Annotated in this window: 19 protein-coding genes; 8 read left to right on the forward strand and 11 right to left on the reverse strand. The window is 72.6% G+C overall.

Annotated elements, in window-relative coordinates; translation table 11 throughout:
* Nucleotides 1-248 precede the first annotated feature (248 nt).
* Together ACFWGN_RS09315 and pgsA are read right to left on the reverse strand one after the other, a co-directional pair.
* Complete coding sequence (locus tag ACFWGN_RS09315; protein WP_377616614.1) at nt 249-740, reverse strand: CinA family protein; 492 nt, start codon at nt 738-740, stop codon at nt 249-251.
* Nucleotides 741-750: 10 nt separating this feature from the next.
* Nucleotides 751-1,350 carry a CDP-diacylglycerol--glycerol-3-phosphate 3-phosphatidyltransferase gene (gene pgsA, locus ACFWGN_RS09320; protein WP_377616615.1) on the reverse strand — a complete coding sequence of 200 codons (600 nt, stop codon included), beginning with the start codon at nt 1,348-1,350 and terminating at the stop codon, nt 751-753.
* Nucleotides 1,351-1,485: 135 nt separating this feature from the next.
* Between pgsA and ACFWGN_RS09325 the strand changes: the two genes are divergently transcribed.
* Complete coding sequence (locus ACFWGN_RS09325) at nt 1,486-2,802, forward strand: CapA family protein (protein WP_377616616.1); 1,317 nt, start codon at nt 1,486-1,488, stop codon at nt 2,800-2,802.
* Nucleotides 2,803-2,818: 16 nt separating this feature from the next.
* On the opposite strand, the gene ACFWGN_RS09330 is transcribed toward ACFWGN_RS09325, so the two are convergent.
* Nucleotides 2,819-5,605: a DNA translocase FtsK 4TM domain-containing protein gene (locus ACFWGN_RS09330; RefSeq protein ID WP_377616617.1), complete on the reverse strand. Its 2,787-nt coding sequence runs from the start codon at nt 5,603-5,605 to the stop codon at nt 2,819-2,821.
* A 136-nt stretch (nt 5,606-5,741) separates the two neighbouring features.
* Here ACFWGN_RS09330 and ACFWGN_RS09335 point away from each other — a divergent pair, with 136 nt between their 5' ends.
* Nucleotides 5,742-6,701: an MBL fold metallo-hydrolase gene (locus tag ACFWGN_RS09335; RefSeq protein ID WP_377616618.1), complete on the forward strand. Its 960-nt coding sequence runs from the start codon at nt 5,742-5,744 to the stop codon at nt 6,699-6,701.
* Between the two features lie 69 nt (nt 6,702-6,770).
* Here ACFWGN_RS09335 and ACFWGN_RS09340 read toward each other — a convergent pair whose 3' ends face one another.
* Genes ACFWGN_RS09340 through ACFWGN_RS09350 form a run of 3 tightly spaced genes read right to left on the reverse strand, consistent with a single transcriptional unit; the run spans nt 6,771 to nt 8,139 of the window.
* The gene (locus ACFWGN_RS09340) at nt 6,771-7,310 is read right to left on the reverse strand and encodes a hypothetical protein (RefSeq protein ID WP_377616619.1); all 540 of its coding nucleotides are present in this window, start codon (nt 7,308-7,310) and stop codon (nt 6,771-6,773) included.
* Between the two features lie 11 nt (nt 7,311-7,321).
* Entirely contained in the window at nt 7,322-7,687 is a 366-nt protein-coding gene (locus ACFWGN_RS09345) for an Imm51 family immunity protein (protein WP_377616620.1), read from the reverse strand.
* A gap of 41 nt (nt 7,688-7,728) precedes the next feature.
* Nucleotides 7,729-8,139, reverse strand: coding sequence for a hypothetical protein (locus ACFWGN_RS09350; RefSeq protein ID WP_354506331.1), 411 nt, complete (start codon nt 8,137-8,139; stop codon nt 7,729-7,731).
* A gap of 101 nt (nt 8,140-8,240) precedes the next feature.
* On the opposite strand from ACFWGN_RS09350, the gene ACFWGN_RS09355 reads away from it, so the two are divergent.
* The gene (locus tag ACFWGN_RS09355; RefSeq protein WP_377616621.1) at nt 8,241-8,885 is read left to right on the forward strand and encodes a TetR/AcrR family transcriptional regulator; all 645 of its coding nucleotides are present in this window, start codon (nt 8,241-8,243) and stop codon (nt 8,883-8,885) included.
* Between the two features lie 58 nt (nt 8,886-8,943).
* Here the strand turns inward: ACFWGN_RS09355 and ACFWGN_RS09360 are convergent, their stop codons facing one another.
* A complete protein-coding gene (locus ACFWGN_RS09360) occupies nt 8,944-10,629 on the reverse strand; it encodes a ribonuclease J (RefSeq protein ID WP_377616622.1) in 1,686 nt (561 codons plus the stop codon).
* Between the two features lie 29 nt (nt 10,630-10,658).
* The gene (gene dapA, locus ACFWGN_RS09365) at nt 10,659-11,585 is read right to left on the reverse strand and encodes a 4-hydroxy-tetrahydrodipicolinate synthase (protein ID WP_377616623.1); all 927 of its coding nucleotides are present in this window, start codon (nt 11,583-11,585) and stop codon (nt 10,659-10,661) included.
* A 185-nt stretch (nt 11,586-11,770) separates the two neighbouring features.
* Here dapA and ACFWGN_RS09370 point away from each other — a divergent pair, with 185 nt between their 5' ends.
* From ACFWGN_RS09370 to ACFWGN_RS09390, 5 genes are all read left to right on the forward strand, one after another.
* Nucleotides 11,771-13,249: an NAD-dependent succinate-semialdehyde dehydrogenase gene (locus ACFWGN_RS09370; RefSeq protein ID WP_377616624.1), complete on the forward strand. Its 1,479-nt coding sequence runs from the start codon at nt 11,771-11,773 to the stop codon at nt 13,247-13,249.
* Nucleotides 13,250-13,334: 85 nt separating this feature from the next.
* Nucleotides 13,335-13,955 (forward strand): TIGR00645 family protein, encoded by a 621-nt coding sequence (locus ACFWGN_RS09375; RefSeq protein WP_318244537.1) that lies wholly within the window; start codon nt 13,335-13,337, stop codon nt 13,953-13,955.
* A gap of 31 nt (nt 13,956-13,986) precedes the next feature.
* Nucleotides 13,987-14,916, forward strand: a complete 930-nt coding sequence (locus tag ACFWGN_RS09380; protein ID WP_377616625.1) for an AzlC family ABC transporter permease — start codon at nt 13,987-13,989, stop codon at nt 14,914-14,916.
* Nucleotides 14,916-15,236: an AzlD domain-containing protein gene (locus ACFWGN_RS09385; RefSeq protein WP_056648748.1), complete on the forward strand. Its 321-nt coding sequence runs from the start codon at nt 14,916-14,918 to the stop codon at nt 15,234-15,236. Before ACFWGN_RS09380 ends, ACFWGN_RS09385 begins: the two co-directional genes overlap by 1 nt.
* A gap of 95 nt (nt 15,237-15,331) precedes the next feature.
* A complete protein-coding gene (locus ACFWGN_RS09390) occupies nt 15,332-15,841 on the forward strand; it encodes a GNAT family N-acetyltransferase (protein ID WP_191803901.1) in 510 nt (169 codons plus the stop codon).
* A gap of 97 nt (nt 15,842-15,938) precedes the next feature.
* Here the strand turns inward: ACFWGN_RS09390 and ACFWGN_RS09395 are convergent, their stop codons facing one another.
* The 3 genes from ACFWGN_RS09395 to ACFWGN_RS09405 form a co-directional block, all read right to left on the reverse strand.
* Nucleotides 15,939-16,403, reverse strand: a complete 465-nt coding sequence (locus ACFWGN_RS09395) for a hypothetical protein (protein ID WP_377616626.1) — start codon at nt 16,401-16,403, stop codon at nt 15,939-15,941.
* The gene (dapB, locus tag ACFWGN_RS09400) at nt 16,400-17,140 is read right to left on the reverse strand and encodes a 4-hydroxy-tetrahydrodipicolinate reductase (RefSeq protein ID WP_377616691.1); all 741 of its coding nucleotides are present in this window, start codon (nt 17,138-17,140) and stop codon (nt 16,400-16,402) included. The genes ACFWGN_RS09395 and dapB overlap by 4 nt, the downstream gene beginning before the upstream one ends.
* Nucleotides 17,141-17,301: 161 nt before the next feature.
* A complete protein-coding gene (locus tag ACFWGN_RS09405; protein WP_377616627.1) occupies nt 17,302-18,627 on the reverse strand; it encodes a M16 family metallopeptidase in 1,326 nt (441 codons plus the stop codon).

The following is an 18,627-nucleotide window of genomic DNA, read 5'->3' on the forward strand; positions in this document are numbered from 1 at the left end:
TGACCTGTCGTTCCCCGCGCCCCTCGCGTGGGGATCGTCCTACCGTACCCCGCACCCGGGGCAGTCTCATGTGCTGATCTGTTGAATGGCCTCTTGGCGATCACGTGCTGTTCAACGTCCTTCTCACCAAGGTTGTTCCCGCACCACGCGGAAGTCCACGCCGTTGCCTGGTGTTCACGAACTCTCCACGTGTTCGCCCGCGCTCGGCCTTGGTCGTCCCACCGGAGGGCAAGTTCACCCGCTGACCTTCACCCGCTGATCGTCGCCCGAGCCAGTCCGAGCAGTCCCCGGGTCGCGCCTTCCCGGACCTCTGCCCGGCCGCCCTCGAGCCGAAGCTCGCGGACCTCGGTGCGCTCGGGCGTCGCGACCGCCACGAACACGAGGCCCGGGGCCTTGCCGTCCTGGGGATCGGGGCCCGCCACGCCCGTGGTCGCGAGGCCGACGTCGGCCCCCAGGTTCCGGGCGACTCCCTGGGCCATCTCTCGTGCGACGTCCGGGTCCACGGCTCCGCGCTCGGCGAGCAGTTCGCCGTCGACCCCCAGGATGCTCTGCTTGAGGTCCGTCGCGTACGCGACGACCCCACCGCGCAGCACCGCGGACGCACCGGGCACGGCGACCAGACGGGCGCACACGAGACCACCGGTCAGCGACTCGGCGACCGCGACGGTCCACCCTCTCGACGCCACGGCCTCGAGCACGACCACGGCCTCGGGGGGCGCGATCGCGTCCGGGGTGGCCATGAGGAGCGACTCAGTCCTGCCCGGACGTCCGGGCGGCGCGCAGCGCGTCCCGGCGCAGGCGCCAGCCCTGGTAGGCGTACTCGACCCCCGTGACGACCGTGACGACCAGAGCCGCCACGAGGACGATCCAGCCGACCACCGAGATCCACGACGGCATCTGGTTGAGCGGGAGCAGGAAGATCGAGATGGCGACGGACTGCAGGACCGTCTTGAGCTTGCCGCCTCGAGACGCCGGCATGACCGTGTACTTGAGGACCGCGAACCGCATGAGCGTGATGCCCAGCTCGCGGGCCAGGATGACGATCGTGACCCACCACGGGAGGTCGCCGAGCGCCGACAGCAGGACGAGCGCGGCTCCGATCAGCAGCTTGTCCGCGATGGGGTCGAGCAGCTTACCGAGGTCCGTGACCAGGTTGTACTTCCTGGCCAGGTAGCCGTCCACCCGGTCCGTCGCGGCCGCGAGGACGAACAGTCCCGTCGCGACCAGGCGCCAGGTGACCGTGTGCCCGCCGTCGGCGAGCAGAGCCCACGCGAAGAACGGCACCACGGCGATCCGGGCGATAGTGACCGCGTTCGCGGAGTTCCAGGGGGACGGGACGGCTGTGACCACGGGACAAGCCTAGGCGCTCCGCGAGCGGTCGTCCGACACGTCCAGAAAAGGACTCTTCGGACAAGCCCACACAGAACATCCTCCCTATATCACGAGGTCTTCGAATGCGCGCGCGATACCGCTAGTGTCGCAGCCGTGACACGTCACGTACGCGCGACCCGACGCCGCCGTCGGCTCGGCCAGCTCCTTGCCGCCGGGCTCGTCGCTGCTCTCGTCGCGGCCTCCGGGACCCTCTTCCTCGACCTCGACGCGGTGCCCCCCGCCCAGGCCTCCTCGACCCCCGCGCCGGCTCCTGCCGTGCCGAGCCCCCCGCCGGAGCCCGACGCGGTCTTCACGATCGTCGCCGCGGGCGACGTGCTGCCCCACCTCCCCGTGCACGCGTCGGCCCGGACGGGCTCCGCCGGCTACGACTTCAGCACGCTCCTGGCGGGGACCGACGCCTGGGTCTCGGGGGCGGACCTGGCGCTGTGCCACCTCGAGGTGCCTCTGACGGCCGCCGGCGGTCGCCCCGAGGGCTTCCCGACGTTCGTCGCGGACTCCCACCTGGCGACCGACCTCCGCGAGCAGGGGTGGGACGGGTGCTCTACCGCGTCCAACCACTCCGTGGACCAGGGCCTGCCCGGGGTCGTCGCCACGCTCGACGCGCTCGACGCGGCCGGCCTGGGGCACGTCGGGACGGCCCGGTCGGCCGCCGAGGCGGCAGCTCCCGCCCTCTACGTGCTCGAACGCGCAGGACGGGAGATCGTCGTCGCCCACCTGTCCGCGACCTACGGGACCAACGGCATGCCCGTGCCTTCGACGGCGCCCTGGTCGGTGACCCTGCTGGACCCCGACGACCTGGTGGCCCGTGCGACGGCGGCTCGCACGGCGGGCGCAGACCTCGTGGTCGTGAGCATGCACGCGGGCGTCGAGTACACGACCGCACCGACCACGGAGCAGGTCGGGCTCGCGACGGCGCTCGCCGCGTCGGGCCAGGTCGACCTGGTGCTCGGCCACCACGCCCACGTCCCGCAGCCGGTCGCGATGCTCCCGGGCGGACCGGACGGCCAGGGGATGTGGGTCGCCTACGGCCTGGGCAACTACGTCTCCAACCAGGACGCCGCGTGCTGCACCCCGGGGACCGAGTCGGGGCTCCTGGTCACGGCGACCGTGACCCAGCCCGCGGGTGGGGCTGCGCGTGTCACCGGGTTCGAGTGGACCGCGACGACCGTCGACCGGTTGGGCAGGCACGCGGTGCGCGTGCTCCCTGAGATCCTCGCCGAAGGCACCGCGAACGTGGGGCCCGCCGAGGTAGCGGCACGCTACGAGCGTGTCCGGACGGCTGTCGGTGCCACGGCGTCCGAGCGGCTCTCGCCCCCGGTCGCGACGGGTGCTCCCCCGCGGCTGGGCGAACGGACCCCGTCCGCGGTCGACGCCGCCACCTCGGACGCCCGACCCGCGGACCAGGGCTGAGGCCCGGACTCGTCGGTCAGCGCTCGCGCCAGTCCGCCTCGTCGCCCGCGTCGTCGTGGTACTCCTGCGCGACGGGCGGCATGTGCCCGTCGGCGCCGTCGGAGTAGTCGCGGCCGTTGCCCGCAGGCGCACCGCCTCCCCCGCCCTGGCCGTCGTAGACGCCAGGGTCCGGCTCGCCGCGCAACATCGCGAGCGTCGCGGGCAGGTCCTCGGCCGTGAGCATGACCTCGCGCGCCTTGGACCCCTCGGAGGGGCCGACGATCTCGCGCGACTCGAGCAGGTCCATGAGGCGCCCGGCCTTGGCGAACCCGACCCGCAGCTTGCGCTGGAGCATCGAGGTCGAGCCGAACTGGGTCGTGATGACGAGCTCGGCGGCCTGCAGCAGCAGGTCGAGGTCGTCACCGATGTCCTCGTCGACCTGCTTCTTGGTCGCCGCGGCCGCCGCGACGTCGGTGCGGTAGGACGGCTTGAGCTGCGCCTTGACGTGCTCGACGACCGCGTGGACCTCGCTCTCGCCGACCCACGCGCCCTGGACGCGGATGGGCTTGGCCGCCCCCATGGGCAGGAAGAGCGCGTCACCCTGCCCGATGAGCTTCTCGGCGCCCGGCTGGTCCAGGACGACGCGCGAGTCCGCGAGCGAGGACGTCGCGAACGCGAGGCGAGAGGGGACGTTGGCCTTGATGAGCCCCGTGACGACGTCGACCGACGGGCGCTGCGTCGCGAGGACCAGGTGGATGCCGGCGGCACGGGCGAGCTGGGTGATGCGCTGGATCGAGGCCTCGACGTCGCGAGGCGCGACCATCATGAGGTCGGCGAGCTCGTCGACGACCACGAGCAGGTACGGGTACGTTGCGATCTTGCGCTCAGAGCCCGGCAGCGGCTTGACCTTGCCCGCGCGGACCGCGGTGTTGAAGTCGTCGACGTGCTTGTAGCCGAACATCGCGAGGTCGTCGTACCGTGCGTCCATCTCGCGCACGACCCACTCGAGGGCCTCGGCGGCCTTCTTGGGGCTCGTGATGATGGGCGTGATGAGGTGCGGGATGCCCTCGTAGATCGTGAGCTCGACGCGCTTGGGGTCCACGAGGACCATGCGCACCTCCTCGGGCGTGGCCCGCATGAGGATCGAGACGATCATGGAGTTGATGAAGCTCGACTTGCCCGCGCCCGTGGCGCCCGCGACCAGGATGTGCGGCATCTTCGCGAGGTTCGCGACCACGTAGCCGCCCTCGACGTCCTTGCCGACCCCCATGACCATGGGGTGCTCGGTGCGGCGCGCGACCGAGGAGCGCAGCACGTCCCCCAGCACGACCGTCTCACGGTCGGTGTTGGGGATCTCGATCCCGATCGCCGACTTGCCCGGGATGGGCGAGAGGATGCGGACGTCGGCCGAGGCCACCGCGTAGGCGATGTTCTTGGACAGGTTCGTGATGCGCTCGACCTTGACCGCGGGGCCGACCTCGACCTCGTAGCGGGTCACGGTGGGGCCTCGCGTGAACCCGGTGACCTTGGCGTCGATCTCGAACTGGTCGAACACGCGCGTGAGCGACTCGACCACGCGGTCGTTGGCGGCCGAGCGCACCTTGTGGGGCGCCCCCTTGACCAGGTCGTCCTCGGAGGGCAGCACGTAGACCGTGTCGCCCTCGAGCATGGGCTGCACGCCCCGCGGCACGGGGTTGTTCGGGGGCGGCGGGGGCGGGGCGGTGGGCGACGCGGCGGTCTGCCCGACGGCGGGGATCACCTGGGTGGGCAGGTCGCCGAAGTCCTCGTGCGCGTCGGGCGGGGCCGCTGCGGCGGCCGCGGCCCGGCGGCTGCGGGCCGTCTTGCGCGCGGCCTCCTCCTCGGCCTCGAGCATCGCCGCGCGCTCGAACGCCTCGTCGCCGACGTAGCCGCCGTCGAGCCGTTCGCGCTCGGCGGTGTCCGCGTCCCGCTCGGCCTTGGTCTTGCGGGCGCGCCCGGTCCGCTTCTTGCGCGGCGCGGTCTCGTCGGTGCCGTCGTGGCGCGAGACGCCGTCGGCCAGCTGGAGGCCGTCCGGGTCCGTCCCGTCCTCGCCCTCACGGTGGTTGCCCGTCAGCCGGTCGTAGATGCCGCGCAGGCGGCTGGGGATCGCGTGCACCGGGGTCGCGGTGACCACGAGGATCCCGAAGAACCCGAAGAGCAGGAAGAGCGGCACCGCGAACCACTGCGTGAGCCCGGTCTGCACCGGCGTCGCGAAGAGGTAGCCGATCACGCCGCCCGCGTCCTGGACGGCCGCGAAGCCGTCGCGGGGGGCGGGCAGGTCCTCGGCGATGTGCACGAGCGAGCACACGGAGACCACGATGAAGGTCAGGCCGATCGCGACGCGCGAGTTCGCCTGGGAACGTTCGGGGTGGCGCATGATCCGGACCGCGAGCCACACGAGCAGGACCGGCAGGGCGACCGCGGCCACGCCGAAGACTCCTGCGGCCACCGCGTGCACCGCGGTGCCGAACGCGCCGGAGATCCCCCACCACTCGCGGGCCGCGACGATCACGGCGAGCGCCAGGAGGAGGAACGCGACGCCGTCGCGCCGATGTGAGGGGTCCAGCTCTCTTGCTCCCTTACCGATACTGCGTGCGACCGCGCCGACCGCGTGCGCACACCCGAGCCACAGCCCGCGCACCGCGCGGACCGGCCAGGGGGCGGGTCGACGACCCGCCTGCGAACCCGTCGGAGCGCGTGACGCGCTCGTAGGGCCCCCCGATCTCCTGGCCGTCGCACCACGTGCCGTGGGCTTCTTGCGGGAGGTCGCGGGCCGTTTCGCCGAGGTGGACGTCCGGGTCGCCATAGTAGGCACCACGGTACCTGCGCACGGGTGCTCGAGCGCGCACCTGGGGCGTGCGTGTCATGTGACGTCGGTTTCTCCGGGCGCGCGGCGAGCCCCGCGTTCGCCGACCGGCGCCCTCCGGGGGCAGGATCGAGGGATGAGCACCGCTCCCCTCGCCCTGCGCGAGCTGCACGAGATCGCCGACGGCGTCCACGTCGCGACCGCCGAGATCTGGACGAGCACCACGACGGTCGTCGTGGCCCCGGACGGGCGCGCCCTGGTCGTGGACCCGGGCATCACGGTCGAGGAGGTCGAGTCCCTCGCGGCCACCGTCTCGCGCCGGGGATGGCACGTGACCGCGGGCTTCTCGACGCACCCGCACTGGGACCACGTCCTGTGGTCCCGCTCGCTGGGCGACGTCGCGCGCTGGGCCTGCCCGACGGCGGTCCGCGCCCAGCAGCGCAGCCTCGCCGAGGACCTGGTGAAGGTCGAGCGAGAGGCACCCGGGCACGATCTCGCCCTGTTCGGTCGACTCACGCCCCTCCCCTCGACCGCGCCGGACGCCTCGGCCGAGGACACCCCGGTCGGCGCGGTCCTCCTCCCGTGGCCCGACCCTGCGAGGGCCGCGACGTCGTCGGGCTCGGCGACCGCTCCCGGCGCCCGTCCAGAAGTGGGCGAGCCGCTGGTGATAGTGGTCGAGCACCAGGCGCACGCACCCGGTCACGGAGCCCTGGTCCTGCCGGGCGCGGGCGTGATCGTCGTGGGCGACATGCTCTCGGACCTCGAGGTCCCGCTCCTGGACCTCGCGTCACCCGACCCCGTGGGCGACTACCGCCCGGGGCTCGACGCGCTCGAGCACGCGATCTCCGAGCACGGCGTGCACACGCTCGTCCCGGGTCACGGGCACGTCTGCACGGGCAGCGACGCGCTCTGGGAGCGGTTCGGGGCGGACCGGGCCTACCTCGACGACCTGGAGGCGTCCGTCCGTGACGACACGGACGACGCGGACGACGCGGACGGCCCTGACGGTTCCCACGACCCCCGCCTCACGGGCGAGTGGGTCGTGGGCGAGCACCGCAGGCAGCTCGCGCACCTGCGTCGGATGCGCTCGGCGTAGCGCGCCCTCGGCCGGCCGGGCGAGGCGACGACCCCTGACCGGGGAGGAGCCTGCGGCACGCGGTCCCGGTCAGCCGTCCGTCCGCGCTGGGGTCAGGCACTCGAGGTCGGCCACCGCGTCGTCCGCGAACGGCCCGCTCAGCTCCCTCACCCGGGGCAGGGCGTCGGTCAGCGAGGCCCCCAGGAACGTGAGCGCGTCGAGACCGGTGCTGCACCAGACCGCGAGCTCGCCGTCCCTGCGCGTCGAGGGGTCCCAGAGCAGCGCGTCACCGTTCTCGCTGTACGCGAAGACGACGAGCCGTCCGGCCAGCGACCAGTCCCCGTCGGGCTCGACCATCCAGTCGAACCCCTCGACCCGGCCGTCCCGGTAGCTCGCCCGGAAGCGGCCGGTGAGGTGCGCGGCGCGGTGCTGCCACCCGTCGGCATACCCGTCCCGGGCGGGAGGGTAGACGAGCCAGAGGCCGAACAGGCGGCAGAACCCGGCCCGGCGCACGAGGCGGCGGTAGGAGGGCGGGAATCCTTCTCCGTCCTCGAAGCGGTGCGATCCGAGCAGCTCGGCCGACACCGCTCCGAGGTCCGGCACGCCCGCCACCGAGAGCTGGTCGACCACGACGCGGCCCGTCAGTCGTCGAGGCCGAGCTCGACCGACCGCGTGAGGGCTGCGTCCAGCGCGGCGGCGTCGGTGATGATCCGCGACAGGTGCCGGGCCGCGACCAGGAGCGCGTCCAGGTCGGTGCCGTAGACGCTCACCATCCCGCCCTCGGGGTCGAACCCGACGGCCTCGAGCACCTCGGGCGACTCGTCCGCGAGCACGGCCTGGAGAGCCCCCGAGAAGTCGTACCCCGAACCCTCGACCCCGTGGCGCTCGAGCGCGTCCTTGTGCTGGTGGTACTCGGGGCCGCCGGGCGAGTAGATGATGCTCGAGCTCGAGTCGTGGGTCACCAGGAGGACGGGCGCGAGGCCGGAGAAGTCTGCTGAGGTTGCCATGGCCTGATGCTAGCGACCCGCACCCACACGACCCTGGCGCCCTACGCGACCAGCAGCCCGACCCCGAGCGTCACGACCCCCGCGGCGACGAACCCGGCGCCGACCGGCAGCAGCACGACCCACCGGTTGGGCGCCTCGCGCCCCGCCCCGGTCGCGGACAGGAAGAACCCGCCGGGCAGGAGGATCGCCCCGACGAGGACGCCCACCCCCGCGAGCCAGCTCCAGAAGCCCGTGAGCCCGGTCGCCTGGCTCAGCACGAGGCACAGCAGCCCCAGGATCACGAGCACCCCTGCGTGCGCGTGCCCGGCCCGGAAGAAGGAGGTCTGGAACGAGGTGGCCGGGACCTTGCCCGTGACGACCCGGACGAGGAAGAACCCGCCGGACTCGATCCCGACGATCGTCAGGAGGACGATCCCGGCGGTGATGCGGACGGCGTCGGTGAGCTCGAGCACGAGGGCCTCCCCTGGTCGGCCGAGCGACGTCGGCAGGATTTACGAACACTGTTATAGAACACCGTTCGCAAACCCGCGTCAAGGGATCTAGACTCCTGTCCGTGGCCAGACCCCGACTTCACGACGACTCTCTGCGTGCGGCACTGCTGGACGTCGCGTCGCAGCGGATCTCCGAGCACGGCGAGTCGGCCGTCACGGTCCGTGGCGTCGCGCAGGCCGCCGGGACCAGCGCGTCCGCGGTCTACGCCCTCTTCGGCAGCAGGGAGGAGCTGGTCGCGGCGGTGAGCGTCGAGGGCTTCCGACGCTTCGCGGAGCACCTGGGTTCTGCGCCGAGGACCGGCTTGCCCGCCGACGACCTCCTGGCCCTGGGCCTCGCCTACCGGACCAGCGCGCTGGCCGACCCCCACTTCTACCGCGTGATGTTCGAGCGGTCCGTCCCGCCCGAGGCCGGCGCCGTGCCTGCCGTGGCCGAACCGACCTTCGACGTCCTGCGGCAGGCCGTGGGCCGGGTCCTCGCCTCTGCCGTCTCCGGCACTGCCGGCGCAGCACCGGCCTCCTCAGGCCTGGCCACCGCGGTGGAGGAGGCGTCGCTGGCTCTGTGGGGCCTCGTCCACGGGCTCGTGAGCCTCGAGATCGGTCGGCTCCTGCCCGGGGACGCCGAGGCCGCGGCAAGGCGCTACGAGAGGGCGATCCTCGCCGTCGGGCCGCCGCTGCTGCGAGCCGCCCCCTCTCTCGCTGCCCCCTGACGACGACGGGCCCGCCCTCCCGCAGAGCGGGGGGACGGGCCCGTCGGACGATCGGTGACTACGCCTCGACGACGACCGGGACGATCATCGGGCGGCGGCGCAGACGGTTGGAGACCCAGCGCCCGACCACGCGGCGCATGACCTGCTGGAGCTGGTGCACGTCCGTGGCGCCTCCCGCGATCGAGTCCTCGAGGGCCTGCACGACCTGGGGACGGACGTCCTCGAACACCGCGTCGTCCTCGGCGAAGCCGCGCGCCAGGATGTGCGGGCCCGCGATGACCTTGCCCGTCGCGGAGTCGACCACGGCGAACAGGGAGATGAAGCCCTCCTCGCCGAGGATCTGGCGGTCCTTGAGCTCTGCGTCCGTGAGCTCGCCGACGCTCGAACCGTCGACGTACACGTAGCCGCACGGGACCGCGCCCACGACCGAGGCCTTGCCGTCGACGAGGTCGACGACCACACCGTCCTCCGCGAGGATCACGCGGTCGGCGGGCACGCCCGTCTTGACCGCGAGCGCCCCGTTGGCCACGAGGTGACGGACCTCGCCGTGCACCGGCATGACGTTCTTGGGCTTCAGGATGTTGTAGCAGTAGATGAGCTCGCCCGCGCTCGCGTGGCCCGAGACGTGCACCTTGGCGTTGCCGCCGTGCACGACGCGCGCGCCGAGGCGCGTCAGGCCGTTGATGATGCGGAAGACGGCGTTCTCGTTGCCCGGGATGAGCGACGAGGCGAGGATCACGGTGTCGCCGTGGCCGACCGAGACCTTGTGGTCGCCGTTGGCCATGCGCGACAGCGCGGCCATGGGCTCGCCCTGCGAGCCCGTGCACATGAGCACGATCTCGTCGTCACGCAGCGAGTCGACCTTCTTGAGGTCGATCAGGACGCCGTCCGGCACCTTGAGGTAACCGAGCTCGGCCGCGATGCCCATGTTGCGGACCATCGAACGCCCGACGAGCGCGACGCGGCGACCGTGGTTGTGCGCGGCGTTGAGGACCTGCTGGACGCGGTGCACGTGCGAGGAGAACGACGCGACGATGATCCGCTTGTCCGAGGCGCCGAACACGCTGTCCAGGACGGGGCCGATCTCGACCTCGGGGGTCACGAAGCCCGGGACCTCGGCGTTGGTCGAGTCGACCATGAAGAGGTCGACGCCCTTCTCACCCAGGCGAGCGAACGCGCGCAGGTCCGTGACGCGGCCGTCGAGCGGCAGCTGGTCCATCTTGAAGTCACCCGTGTGCAGGACCGTGCCGGCCCCCGTGGTGACCGCGACCGCGAGCGCGTCCGGGATCGAGTGGTTGACCGCGACGAACTCGCAGCTGAAGGGACCGAACTTCACCGTCTCGTCCTCCTTGACCACGCGGGTCACGGGGGCGATGCGGTGCTCCTTGAGCTTGGCCGAGATGAACGCGAGCGTGAGCTGCGAGCCGACCAGGGGGATGTCGCGACGCAGGCGCAGCAGGTACGGCACGGCACCGATGTGGTCCTCGTGGCCGTGCGTCAGGATGATCGCCTCGATGTCGTCGAGACGATCCTTGATGTAGTCGAAGTCCGGCAGGATCAGGTCCACGCCGGGCTGGTTGTCCTCGGGGAAGAGGACACCGCAGTCGATGACGAGCAGGCGCCCGTCGTACTCGAGGACGGCCATGTTGCGTCCGACCTCGCCCAGTCCGCCGAGGGCGACGATGCGCAGGGCACCGGCCGGCAGCGCGGGGGGCAGGGACAGTTCGGGGTGAGGGTGGCTCACGGGGCCTCCTGGCCTGTTGTTCAGCTTGTTCAGCGTGGCCGCGGGGTCACCGGGTCCAGCAGGCCGGAGGCCTCCAGACCGGCGCGGACGACGGCGACCTCGTCGTCCGTGGCTGCGACGTACGGCAGCCTGAGGTATCGGTTCTCGGTGACTCCGAGGAGCTGGAGCGCGGCCTTGGCCATGACGGCCTGGAAGCCCGCTCCGTTGATGGCGTCGATCGCCGGGGTGACCGAGCGGAAGGCCGCGAGGGCCGCCGCGTTGTCACCGGCGTCGAACGCCGCGACGACCTGGGCGAAGCGCGTGCCGACCGCGTGCGCCGCCACGGAGACGATGCCGACCGCGCCGTGCGCGAGGAACGGCAGCAGCATGGCGTCGTCACCGCAGTACCAGGCGAGCCCGGTCGACTCGATGAGCTTGGCCGCGGTGTAGACGTCACCCGTCGCGTCCTTGTTCGCGACGATGCGCTCGTGCGCGGCGAGGCGCTCGATCGTGGCCGGGGCGATGCGGACGCCCGAGCGGCCTGGGACGTCGTAGATCATCACGGGCAGCGGCGTCGCGTCGGCGACGGCCGTGATGTGGCGGTACAGCCCCTCCTGGGAGGGGCGCGAGTAGTAGGGGCTCACGACGAGGAGCCCGTGCGCACCGGCCTCCGCGGCCTGCTCGGCCATGCGGACCGCGTGCTGGGTGTCGTTCGACCCGGCCCCGGCCACGACGTGCGCGCGGTCGCCGACCGCGTCGACCACCGCGCGGATGAGCTCGGCCTTCTCCGGTGCGTGCGTCGTGGGCGACTCCCCCGTGGTCCCGCTCAGGACCAGACCGTCGTTCCCGTTGTCCACGAGGTGCTTGGCGACCTTGACCGCTGCGTCGAGATCGATCTCTCCGGCGAGGGTCATCGGGGTGACCATCGCGGTCAGGACGGCGCCGAACGGTCGGGCCTGCGTGGGGGGAAGTGCCATGTGCACAAACTACCGCGCGCGAGGCCGAAACGGCGTGTCGGTCCACGCGTGCGCACGTGGCGCACGCCGTGTCCGAGAGGTCGGTCACGTCGACGGCGCACCACCGGGTCGGGCGACCGAGCGACAGCGGCCGAGCGCACGAGCGTGAGGAGTCGATGCGAACCCGGTCGCGTGATACTCGAAGCATGTCGCCCGCCACGAACGCCCTGTCCCCCGCCCTGGTCTCGCACCTGCCGACCGGGCTGCTGATCGGTGGCCAGTGGGGGCCGGCCGAGGCCGGACGGACGTTCGAGGTCGCGGACCCGGCGACCGAGGAGGTCCTGTTCGACGTCTCGGACGCGAGCCCCGCCGACGGCCTGCGCGCCCTGGAGGCCGCGCACGCCGCGGCCCCGGCCTGGCGCGCCGTCGCGCCGCGCGAGCGCTCCGAGCTGCTGCGCGCCGTCTTCGCGACGCTCACGGCCCGCGCCGACGACATCGCTGCGCTCATCACGGCCGAGTGCGGCAAGCCGCTCGCCGAGGCCCGCGCCGAGGTCGTGTACGGGGCCGAGTTCCTGCGCTGGTACGCCGAGCAGGCCGTGCGCACCGACGGCCTGGTCCGCACGGCACCGAGCGGGGCCAACCGGCAGCTCGTCTCGCGGCGCCCGGTGGGCCCCGCGCTGCTCATCACGCCGTGGAACTTCCCCATCGCCATGGCCACGCGCAAGATCGGACCGGCGCTCGCCGCGGGCTGCACGGTCGTGATCAAGCCCGCGCACCTCACGCCGCTCACGACGTCCCTGGTCGCGGAGATCATCCGCGGGCACCTCGAGGACCGGGGCCTGCCGACGGGCGTGGTCAACGTCGTGCCGACGTCGTCGGCCGCCGAGGTGACCTCGCCCCTGCTCGCGGACCCGCGCCTGCGCAAGCTCTCCTTCACGGGGTCCACGGGCGTGGGCCGCACGCTCCTCAAGGGAGCCGCCGACCAGGTCCTGCGGACCTCGATGGAGCTGGGCGGCAACGCGCCGTTCCTCGTCTTCGCGGACGCGGACCTCGACGCCGCGGTCGAGGGCGCGCTGGTCGCCAAGCTCCGCAACACGGGTCAGAGCTGCGTGGCGGCCAACCGCTTCCTGGTGCACGACGCCGTAGCGCGCGACTTCGGTCAGCGCCTCGCCCGGGCGTTCGGCGAGCTGCGCGTGGGGCCGGGCAGCGAGGAGGGCGTCAAGGTCGGGCCGCTCATCGAGCGCAAGGCGGTCGACAAGGTCGACGAGCTCGTCTCTGTCGCGTCCGACGAGGGCGCCCAGGTGCTCACGGGTGGCGACCGGCCGCGCTCCCCCGGCCACTTCTACTCCCCCACGGTCCTGACCGGGGTCGACGCGGGCTCGCGCGTGGTCACCGAGGAGATCTTCGGCCCGGTCGCGCCGATCGTCGCGTTCGCCGACGACGACGAGGGCATCGCGCTGGCCAACGACACCGAGTACGGCCTCGCGGCCTACGCCTACACCCGCGACCTGGCGCGCGCGATGCGGGTCGGCGAGGAGGTCGAGGCCGGGATGATCGGGATCAACCGGGGCCTCGTGTCCGACGCGAGCGCACCGTTCGGCGGCATGAAGCAGTCCGGTCTGGGCCGCGAGGGCGGCGAGGCGGGGCTCGAGGAGTACCTCGAGACCGTGTACGTCGCGCTCTGAGCAAGGTCAGGGATTGATACCGTAAAAGCGATAGAACGACCGGGCTCGCGCCCGGCAGACCTCGCACACCACCGGAGTACCGCACGTGGCCTCGACCACCCCGAACCACCCCGCACTGACCGGAAAGCAGCACCCCGCCACCATCTCGCTCGGCTACTTCATCTTCGCCTCCCGATGGCTCCAGGTCCCCCTGTACCTCGGGCTCATCGTCGCGCAGGTCGTCTACGTCTGGCAGTTCATGAAGGAGCTCTGGCACCTCACGGAGGGCGCCTTCTCCGGCCACGGGCTCACCGAGGCCGACACCATGCTCTACGTCCTCGGGCTCGTCGACGTCGTCATGATCTCCAACCTCCTGATCATGGTGATCGTGGGTGGCTACGAGACCTTCGTCTCCCGCATCCGTCTCGACGACCACCCCGACCAGCCCGAGTGGCTGAGCCACGTCAACGCGAACGTCCTCAAGACGAAGCTCGCGATGTCGATCATCGGGATCTCGTCGATCCACCTGCTGCGCACGTTCATCGACAGCGCCCGGGTGCCCGAGCAGCAGATGCTCTGGCAGGTGGTCATCCACCTCGCGTTCGTCGTCAGCGCCCTGGCGCTCGCCGTCATCGACCGCATGTCGCTCACCGCGCACCAGCGGGCCGCCAACGCGGTCGCCGCCGGCGAGGCCGAGCCCGACCCGCAGCTCTCGCCCGCGCACTGACCCCGACCCGACCCCCGACCTGGAGCGGACGATGACGACCACCCCGGAGCCCTCCCCGGACGCTGCCTCGTCCGGCGACGGCTCCGGTCGGTCGTCGTGGGCTGCGCGCCCCGTCGGGGACGAGGACCGCCTCGAGGTTCGCGCCGCCGTCCGGCAGGCCGTGTCCGTCTCGGTCGCCACCGGGCTCTACGGCGTCTCGTTCGGGGCGCTCGCGGTCGTCGCGGGGCTGAACCTCGCGCAAACCATGGTGCTCAGCCTGCTCCTGTTCTCGGGCGGCTCGCAGTTCGCGCTCATCGGCGTCGTCGCCTCGGGCGGCACGTCCGCAGCAGCGATCACGACGGCCGGGCTGCTCGGCCTGCGCAACACCCTCTACGGCGCCCAGCTCTCGCCGCTGCTCGCGCTCCACGGCTGGCGGCGCGTGCTCGCGGCCCACCTGACGATCGACGAGTCGACCGCGGTCGCCACGGCCCAGAAGAGCCGCGCCGCGTTCCGTGCAGGGTTCTGGTGGACAGGGATCGGCATCTTCGTCGTCTGGAACCTGCTCACGCTGATCGGGGCGCTCGCAGGCGACGCCATGGGCGACCCCAAGGCATGGGGCCTCGACGCCGCCGCCGGGGCCGCGTTCCTCGCGCTCGTGTGGCCGCGGCTCGCGAGCCGCGTCATGCAGCTCACCGCGGCCCTGGCCGTGGTCGTCGCGGTCGTGCTGCTCCCGTTCGTCGCTCCGGGCGTCCCCGTCCTGGCGGCGGGGGCCGTCGCGATCGTGGTCGGCCAGGTCGCCCGGCAGCCCAGGCAGCCCGTCACGGTCACGGAGTACGTGCCCGACGGCGCAGCGAGCGCCCCGCAGGACCGTGCCGACGAGGCGTCGCCGGGCTCGCCCGACCCGGGTGACCCGGGTGATCCGGGTGACCCGGGCAACCCAGGTGACCTGCCCGCAGCGACCGACCGTCCCGAGGAGCCCTGATGTCCGACGCCGCCCTGTGGGCCACCGTGGTCGCTGCGTCCCTCGTGTGCCTGGGCCTCAAGCTCGCCGGGCACCTCATCCCCGAGCACTGGCTCGCGTCCGACCGCGTCTCGCGCACCGCGGCACTGGTCACGGCGTCCCTGCTCGCGGCGCTCGTCGCGGTCCAGACCGTCGGGGACGGGCAGGGCATCGCGATCGACGCCCGGCTGCCGGCGCTCGGCGTCGCGGCGGTCGCGCTCGCCCTGCGGGCCCCGTTCCTGCTCGTCGTCGTGCTCGCGGCCGCGACCGCGGCGGGGCTGCGGGCTCTCGGGTTCCCCTGACGGCAAGGTCCTCGGTCGACGCGCCGGCGGCCCACCGGGGTGCCCGCCCGCCCGCTCGCGACGGCCGGGCACGCCGCTCCGGTAGGGTCTGGCGAATGGCTCTCTTCAGCGAGGCGGCAGACGTCTCGGTCCGACCGGCGGTCCCCGGCGACGAGGTCGCGGTCACCGCGATCCAGATCGAGTCCTGGAGGTCCGCGCACGGCGACGTGCTGGGCGCGGCGGTGATCGACGCGCTCGACGTCCCCCGGATGCAGGAGCAGTGGGCCGGGGCGGTCTCGTCCCCGCCCGGCCCGGGCTTCGCGGTGCTCGTGGCCCTCGCCGCGGACCGGATCGTCGGCTTCGCGGCCGTGTCCCCGGGCCAGCTCGTCGCGCTCGAGGTACAGCCGTCCCACCAGCGGTCCGGGCACGGGTCGCGGCTCCTGTCCGCAGCCGTCGACCGGTTGCGTCAGGACGGTTCGGAAGAGGTCGTGGCGTGGATCCTCGACGGCGACTCCGCGCGCGAGCAGTTCCTCGGAGGAGCGGGCCTGGGACCCGACCACCGCACCCGCACGCTGGCCACGGGGGTGCGCGACGTCGTCGAGCACCGGTGGAGCGCCTCGATCTGAGGAGCGGGCGCCTCACCGCGACGCGGTGAGCTCCGGGCCCATTCCCGCCCGACGGCGCCCCTCGCCACTGCCTGACGCGGCGCGGGAGCGAATCGCCCTAGCGGGACGCCTTGCGCTCGGCGCGGTACAGGCCCGCCGCCTTGCGCAGCATGGCGCGGGCACGCTTGCGGTCCCCCGACGCGTCGTACGCGAACGCCACGTGGTACCACGAGCGCCAGTCGTCGGGGTGCTCCTCGGCGCGGGCGCGGTGCTCCTCGAACGCGGCGTCCGCCGCGGCCCGGTCGATGCGTCCGCCGGGAGACCGCGGCAGGTCGTCGACGGGCAGCTCGTCGGCTGCAGCCAGCGTGTCGGCCATCTTCTGGACGGTGAACGCGAGCCGGAACTCCCAGGCGATCAGACCGATCACGAGCAGCGGGATGAGCAGGACACCGATCCCGATCGCGATCCCCACGGGCTCGCCCGTGCCCACGAGCCCACCGGCGCGGCCCAGGATCGCCCACACGTAGATCGCGAGCAGGGCCGTGACGACCACGGCCCCGATCAGGCCCTTGCGGTTCCTCACGAGAGGTCCAGGACGTTCTCGAGTCCCACGGTCAGGCCCGGGCGCGAGACGACCTCGCGGATGCCGAGCAGGACACCGGGCATGAACGAGACGCGGTCGAACGAGTCCTGGCGGATGATCAGCTGCTCGCCCTCGTTACCGAAGAGGATCTCCTCGTGCGCGACCAGACCGCGCAGGCGCACCGCGTGCACTCGGACCCCGTCGACGTCGGCGCCGCGCGCCTCCCAGCCCGACTCGGTCGCGTCGGGGCTCGCACCGAGCCCGGCCTCCGCGCGCGAACGGGCGATCGCGTGGGCCGTGTGCGTGGCTGTGCCGCTGGGCGCATCGACCTTGTTCGGGTGGTGCAGCTCGATGACCTCGGCCGACTCGAAGTAGCGCGCGGCCTTGGCCGCGAACGTCATGGCCAGGACCGCCGACAGGCCGAAGTTCGGAGCGATCAGCACGCCGACGCTCGTGCCCTCGGCGGCCCGGCGCCCGAGGTGCGCGATCAGGCGGCCACGGCTCTCGTCGGTCCAGCCCGTGGTGCCCACGACAGCGTGGACCCCGAGGTCGATCAGCGCGTGCACGTTGTCCTCGGTGACCGACGGGACCGTGAAGTCGACCGCGACCTGGGCACCCGCCGCGGCGACCTGCGCCAGGTCGTCCCCGGCGTCGATGCGCGCGACCAGCTCCAGGTCCGGTGCGGCCTCGACCGCCGCGCACACCGTGGCCCCCATGCGTCCGGCCGCGCCCAGCACGGCGACCCTGATCGGCGTCGAGCCTGCGGGCTGCGGGGTGGGCTGGGGAGCGCTCTGGCCTGGGGTCACGTCGTTCGAGGTCACCCGACAACCCTAGCCGCAACGCGAGGAGGACCGGTGCGCGTGATGCGCACCGGCCCTCCTGACTCACCTGGTGAGACTCAGTCCCCGAAGGGACCCACGCGCACGGTCGAGCGCGGACGGGAGGCGAGCTCCTCCGCGAGCTTGCGCACGTCGTCGGACGTCACGGAACGGATCCGGTCGAGCGACTCGGCCACGCTCAGCAGCTCGCCGAACACGAGCTCCGACTTGCCCAGGCGGCTCATGCGCGAACCCGAGTCCTCGAGCCCCAGCACCAGTCCGCCCGAGAGCTGACCGATGCTCCGGTCGAGCTCAGCAACCGTGATGCCCGACTCGGCGAGCTTCTCGAGCTCGCTCGTCATGAGCTCGGTGACCTGGTCGACCTTGGAGGGCGCGCAGCCTGCGTACAGGCCGAACGTCCCGATCCCGCCGTGGCCCGACGCGAACGAGTACGTCGAGTACGCGAGCCCACGCTTCTCGCGGATCTCCTGGAAGAGTCGCGAGCTCATGCCGCCACCCAGGACGGCGCTGAGCACCGAGAGCGTGAAGCGGCGGTCGTCGGTCGCGGACAGGCCCGTGCCACCGATGATGACGTTGGCCTGCTCGACGGTCCGACGGATCGTGAGCTCGACGGCCTCCGTCCCCACGCCCTGCACGTCCGCGTTGTCGCGGCGGGCACGCGGGGTGCCGGCAGGGTCGAGGTCCCAGCCGCCGGTCGTGAGCGCGGTCGCGACCTGCTCGCACAGCGTGTCGTGGTCGACGCCACCGGCCGCGGCGACGACGAGCGTCTCCGGGCGGTAGTGCCACTGGTAGTGCTCCCAGACGGCGCTGCGCGGCACGGCGTTGATGGTGTCCGGCGTGCCGCCGATCGGGCGCCCCAGGGGGTGCCCGGCCAGGACGGCCTGCGCGAACTCCTCGTGCACGACGTCCGAGGGGTCGTCGTCGTTCATCGCGAGCTCTTCGAGGATCACGCCTCGCTCGGTCTCGAGCTCGTCCTCGTCGAGGCGTGCGGAGGTCACCATGTCGGTGATGACGTCCACGGCCATCGGCAGGTCGGAGTCGAGCACGCGAGCGTAGTAGCAGGTGTGCTCCTTGCCCGTCGCGGCGTTGGCCTCACCACCGACGGCGTCGAACGCCTCGGCGATGTCCATCGCGGACCGGCGTGCAGTTCCCTTGAAGAGCAGGTGCTCCAGGAAGTGCGTGGAGCCGAAGTGACCGTCGGTCTCGTCGCGCGAGCCGACGCCGACCCACGCCCCGACGGTCGCCGAGCGCAGGCCCGGCATCGACTCGGTGAGGACCCGAACCCCGCCGGGCAGGACGGAGCGACGGATGGTCGCCCCGTCCTGCCCGGCGGTCAGCTCACCCTCGGGCGAGCCCGAGGGGACGAGCGGAAGGTTCCAGGGCAC

The sequence above is a fragment of the Oerskovia sp. NPDC060338 genome (assembly GCF_042726295.1).
Taxonomy (GTDB): domain Bacteria; phylum Actinomycetota; class Actinomycetes; order Actinomycetales; family Cellulomonadaceae; genus Oerskovia; species Oerskovia merdavium.

Coding starts and splice junctions, on each gene's coding strand:
- ACFWGN_RS09315 (WP_377616614.1), bottom strand. CDS start 740: ATGGCCACCCCGGACGCGATCGCGCCCCCCGAGGCCGTGGTCGTGCTC.
- ACFWGN_RS09330 (WP_377616617.1), bottom strand. CDS start 5,605: ATGGCGACCCGGACGTCCACCTCGGCGAAACGGCCCGCGACCTCCCGC.
- ACFWGN_RS09335 (WP_377616618.1), top strand. CDS start 5,742: ATGAGCACCGCTCCCCTCGCCCTGCGCGAGCTGCACGAGATCGCCGAC.
- ACFWGN_RS09345 (WP_377616620.1), bottom strand. CDS start 7,687: ATGGCAACCTCAGCAGACTTCTCCGGCCTCGCGCCCGTCCTCCTGGTG.
- dapA (WP_377616623.1), bottom strand. CDS start 11,585: ATGGCACTTCCCCCCACGCAGGCCCGACCGTTCGGCGCCGTCCTGACC.
- ACFWGN_RS09370 (WP_377616624.1), top strand. CDS start 11,771: ATGTCGCCCGCCACGAACGCCCTGTCCCCCGCCCTGGTCTCGCACCTG.
- ACFWGN_RS09380 (WP_377616625.1), top strand. CDS start 13,987: ATGACGACCACCCCGGAGCCCTCCCCGGACGCTGCCTCGTCCGGCGAC.
- ACFWGN_RS09385 (WP_056648748.1), top strand. CDS start 14,916: ATGTCCGACGCCGCCCTGTGGGCCACCGTGGTCGCTGCGTCCCTCGTG.
- ACFWGN_RS09390 (WP_191803901.1), top strand. CDS start 15,332: ATGGCTCTCTTCAGCGAGGCGGCAGACGTCTCGGTCCGACCGGCGGTC.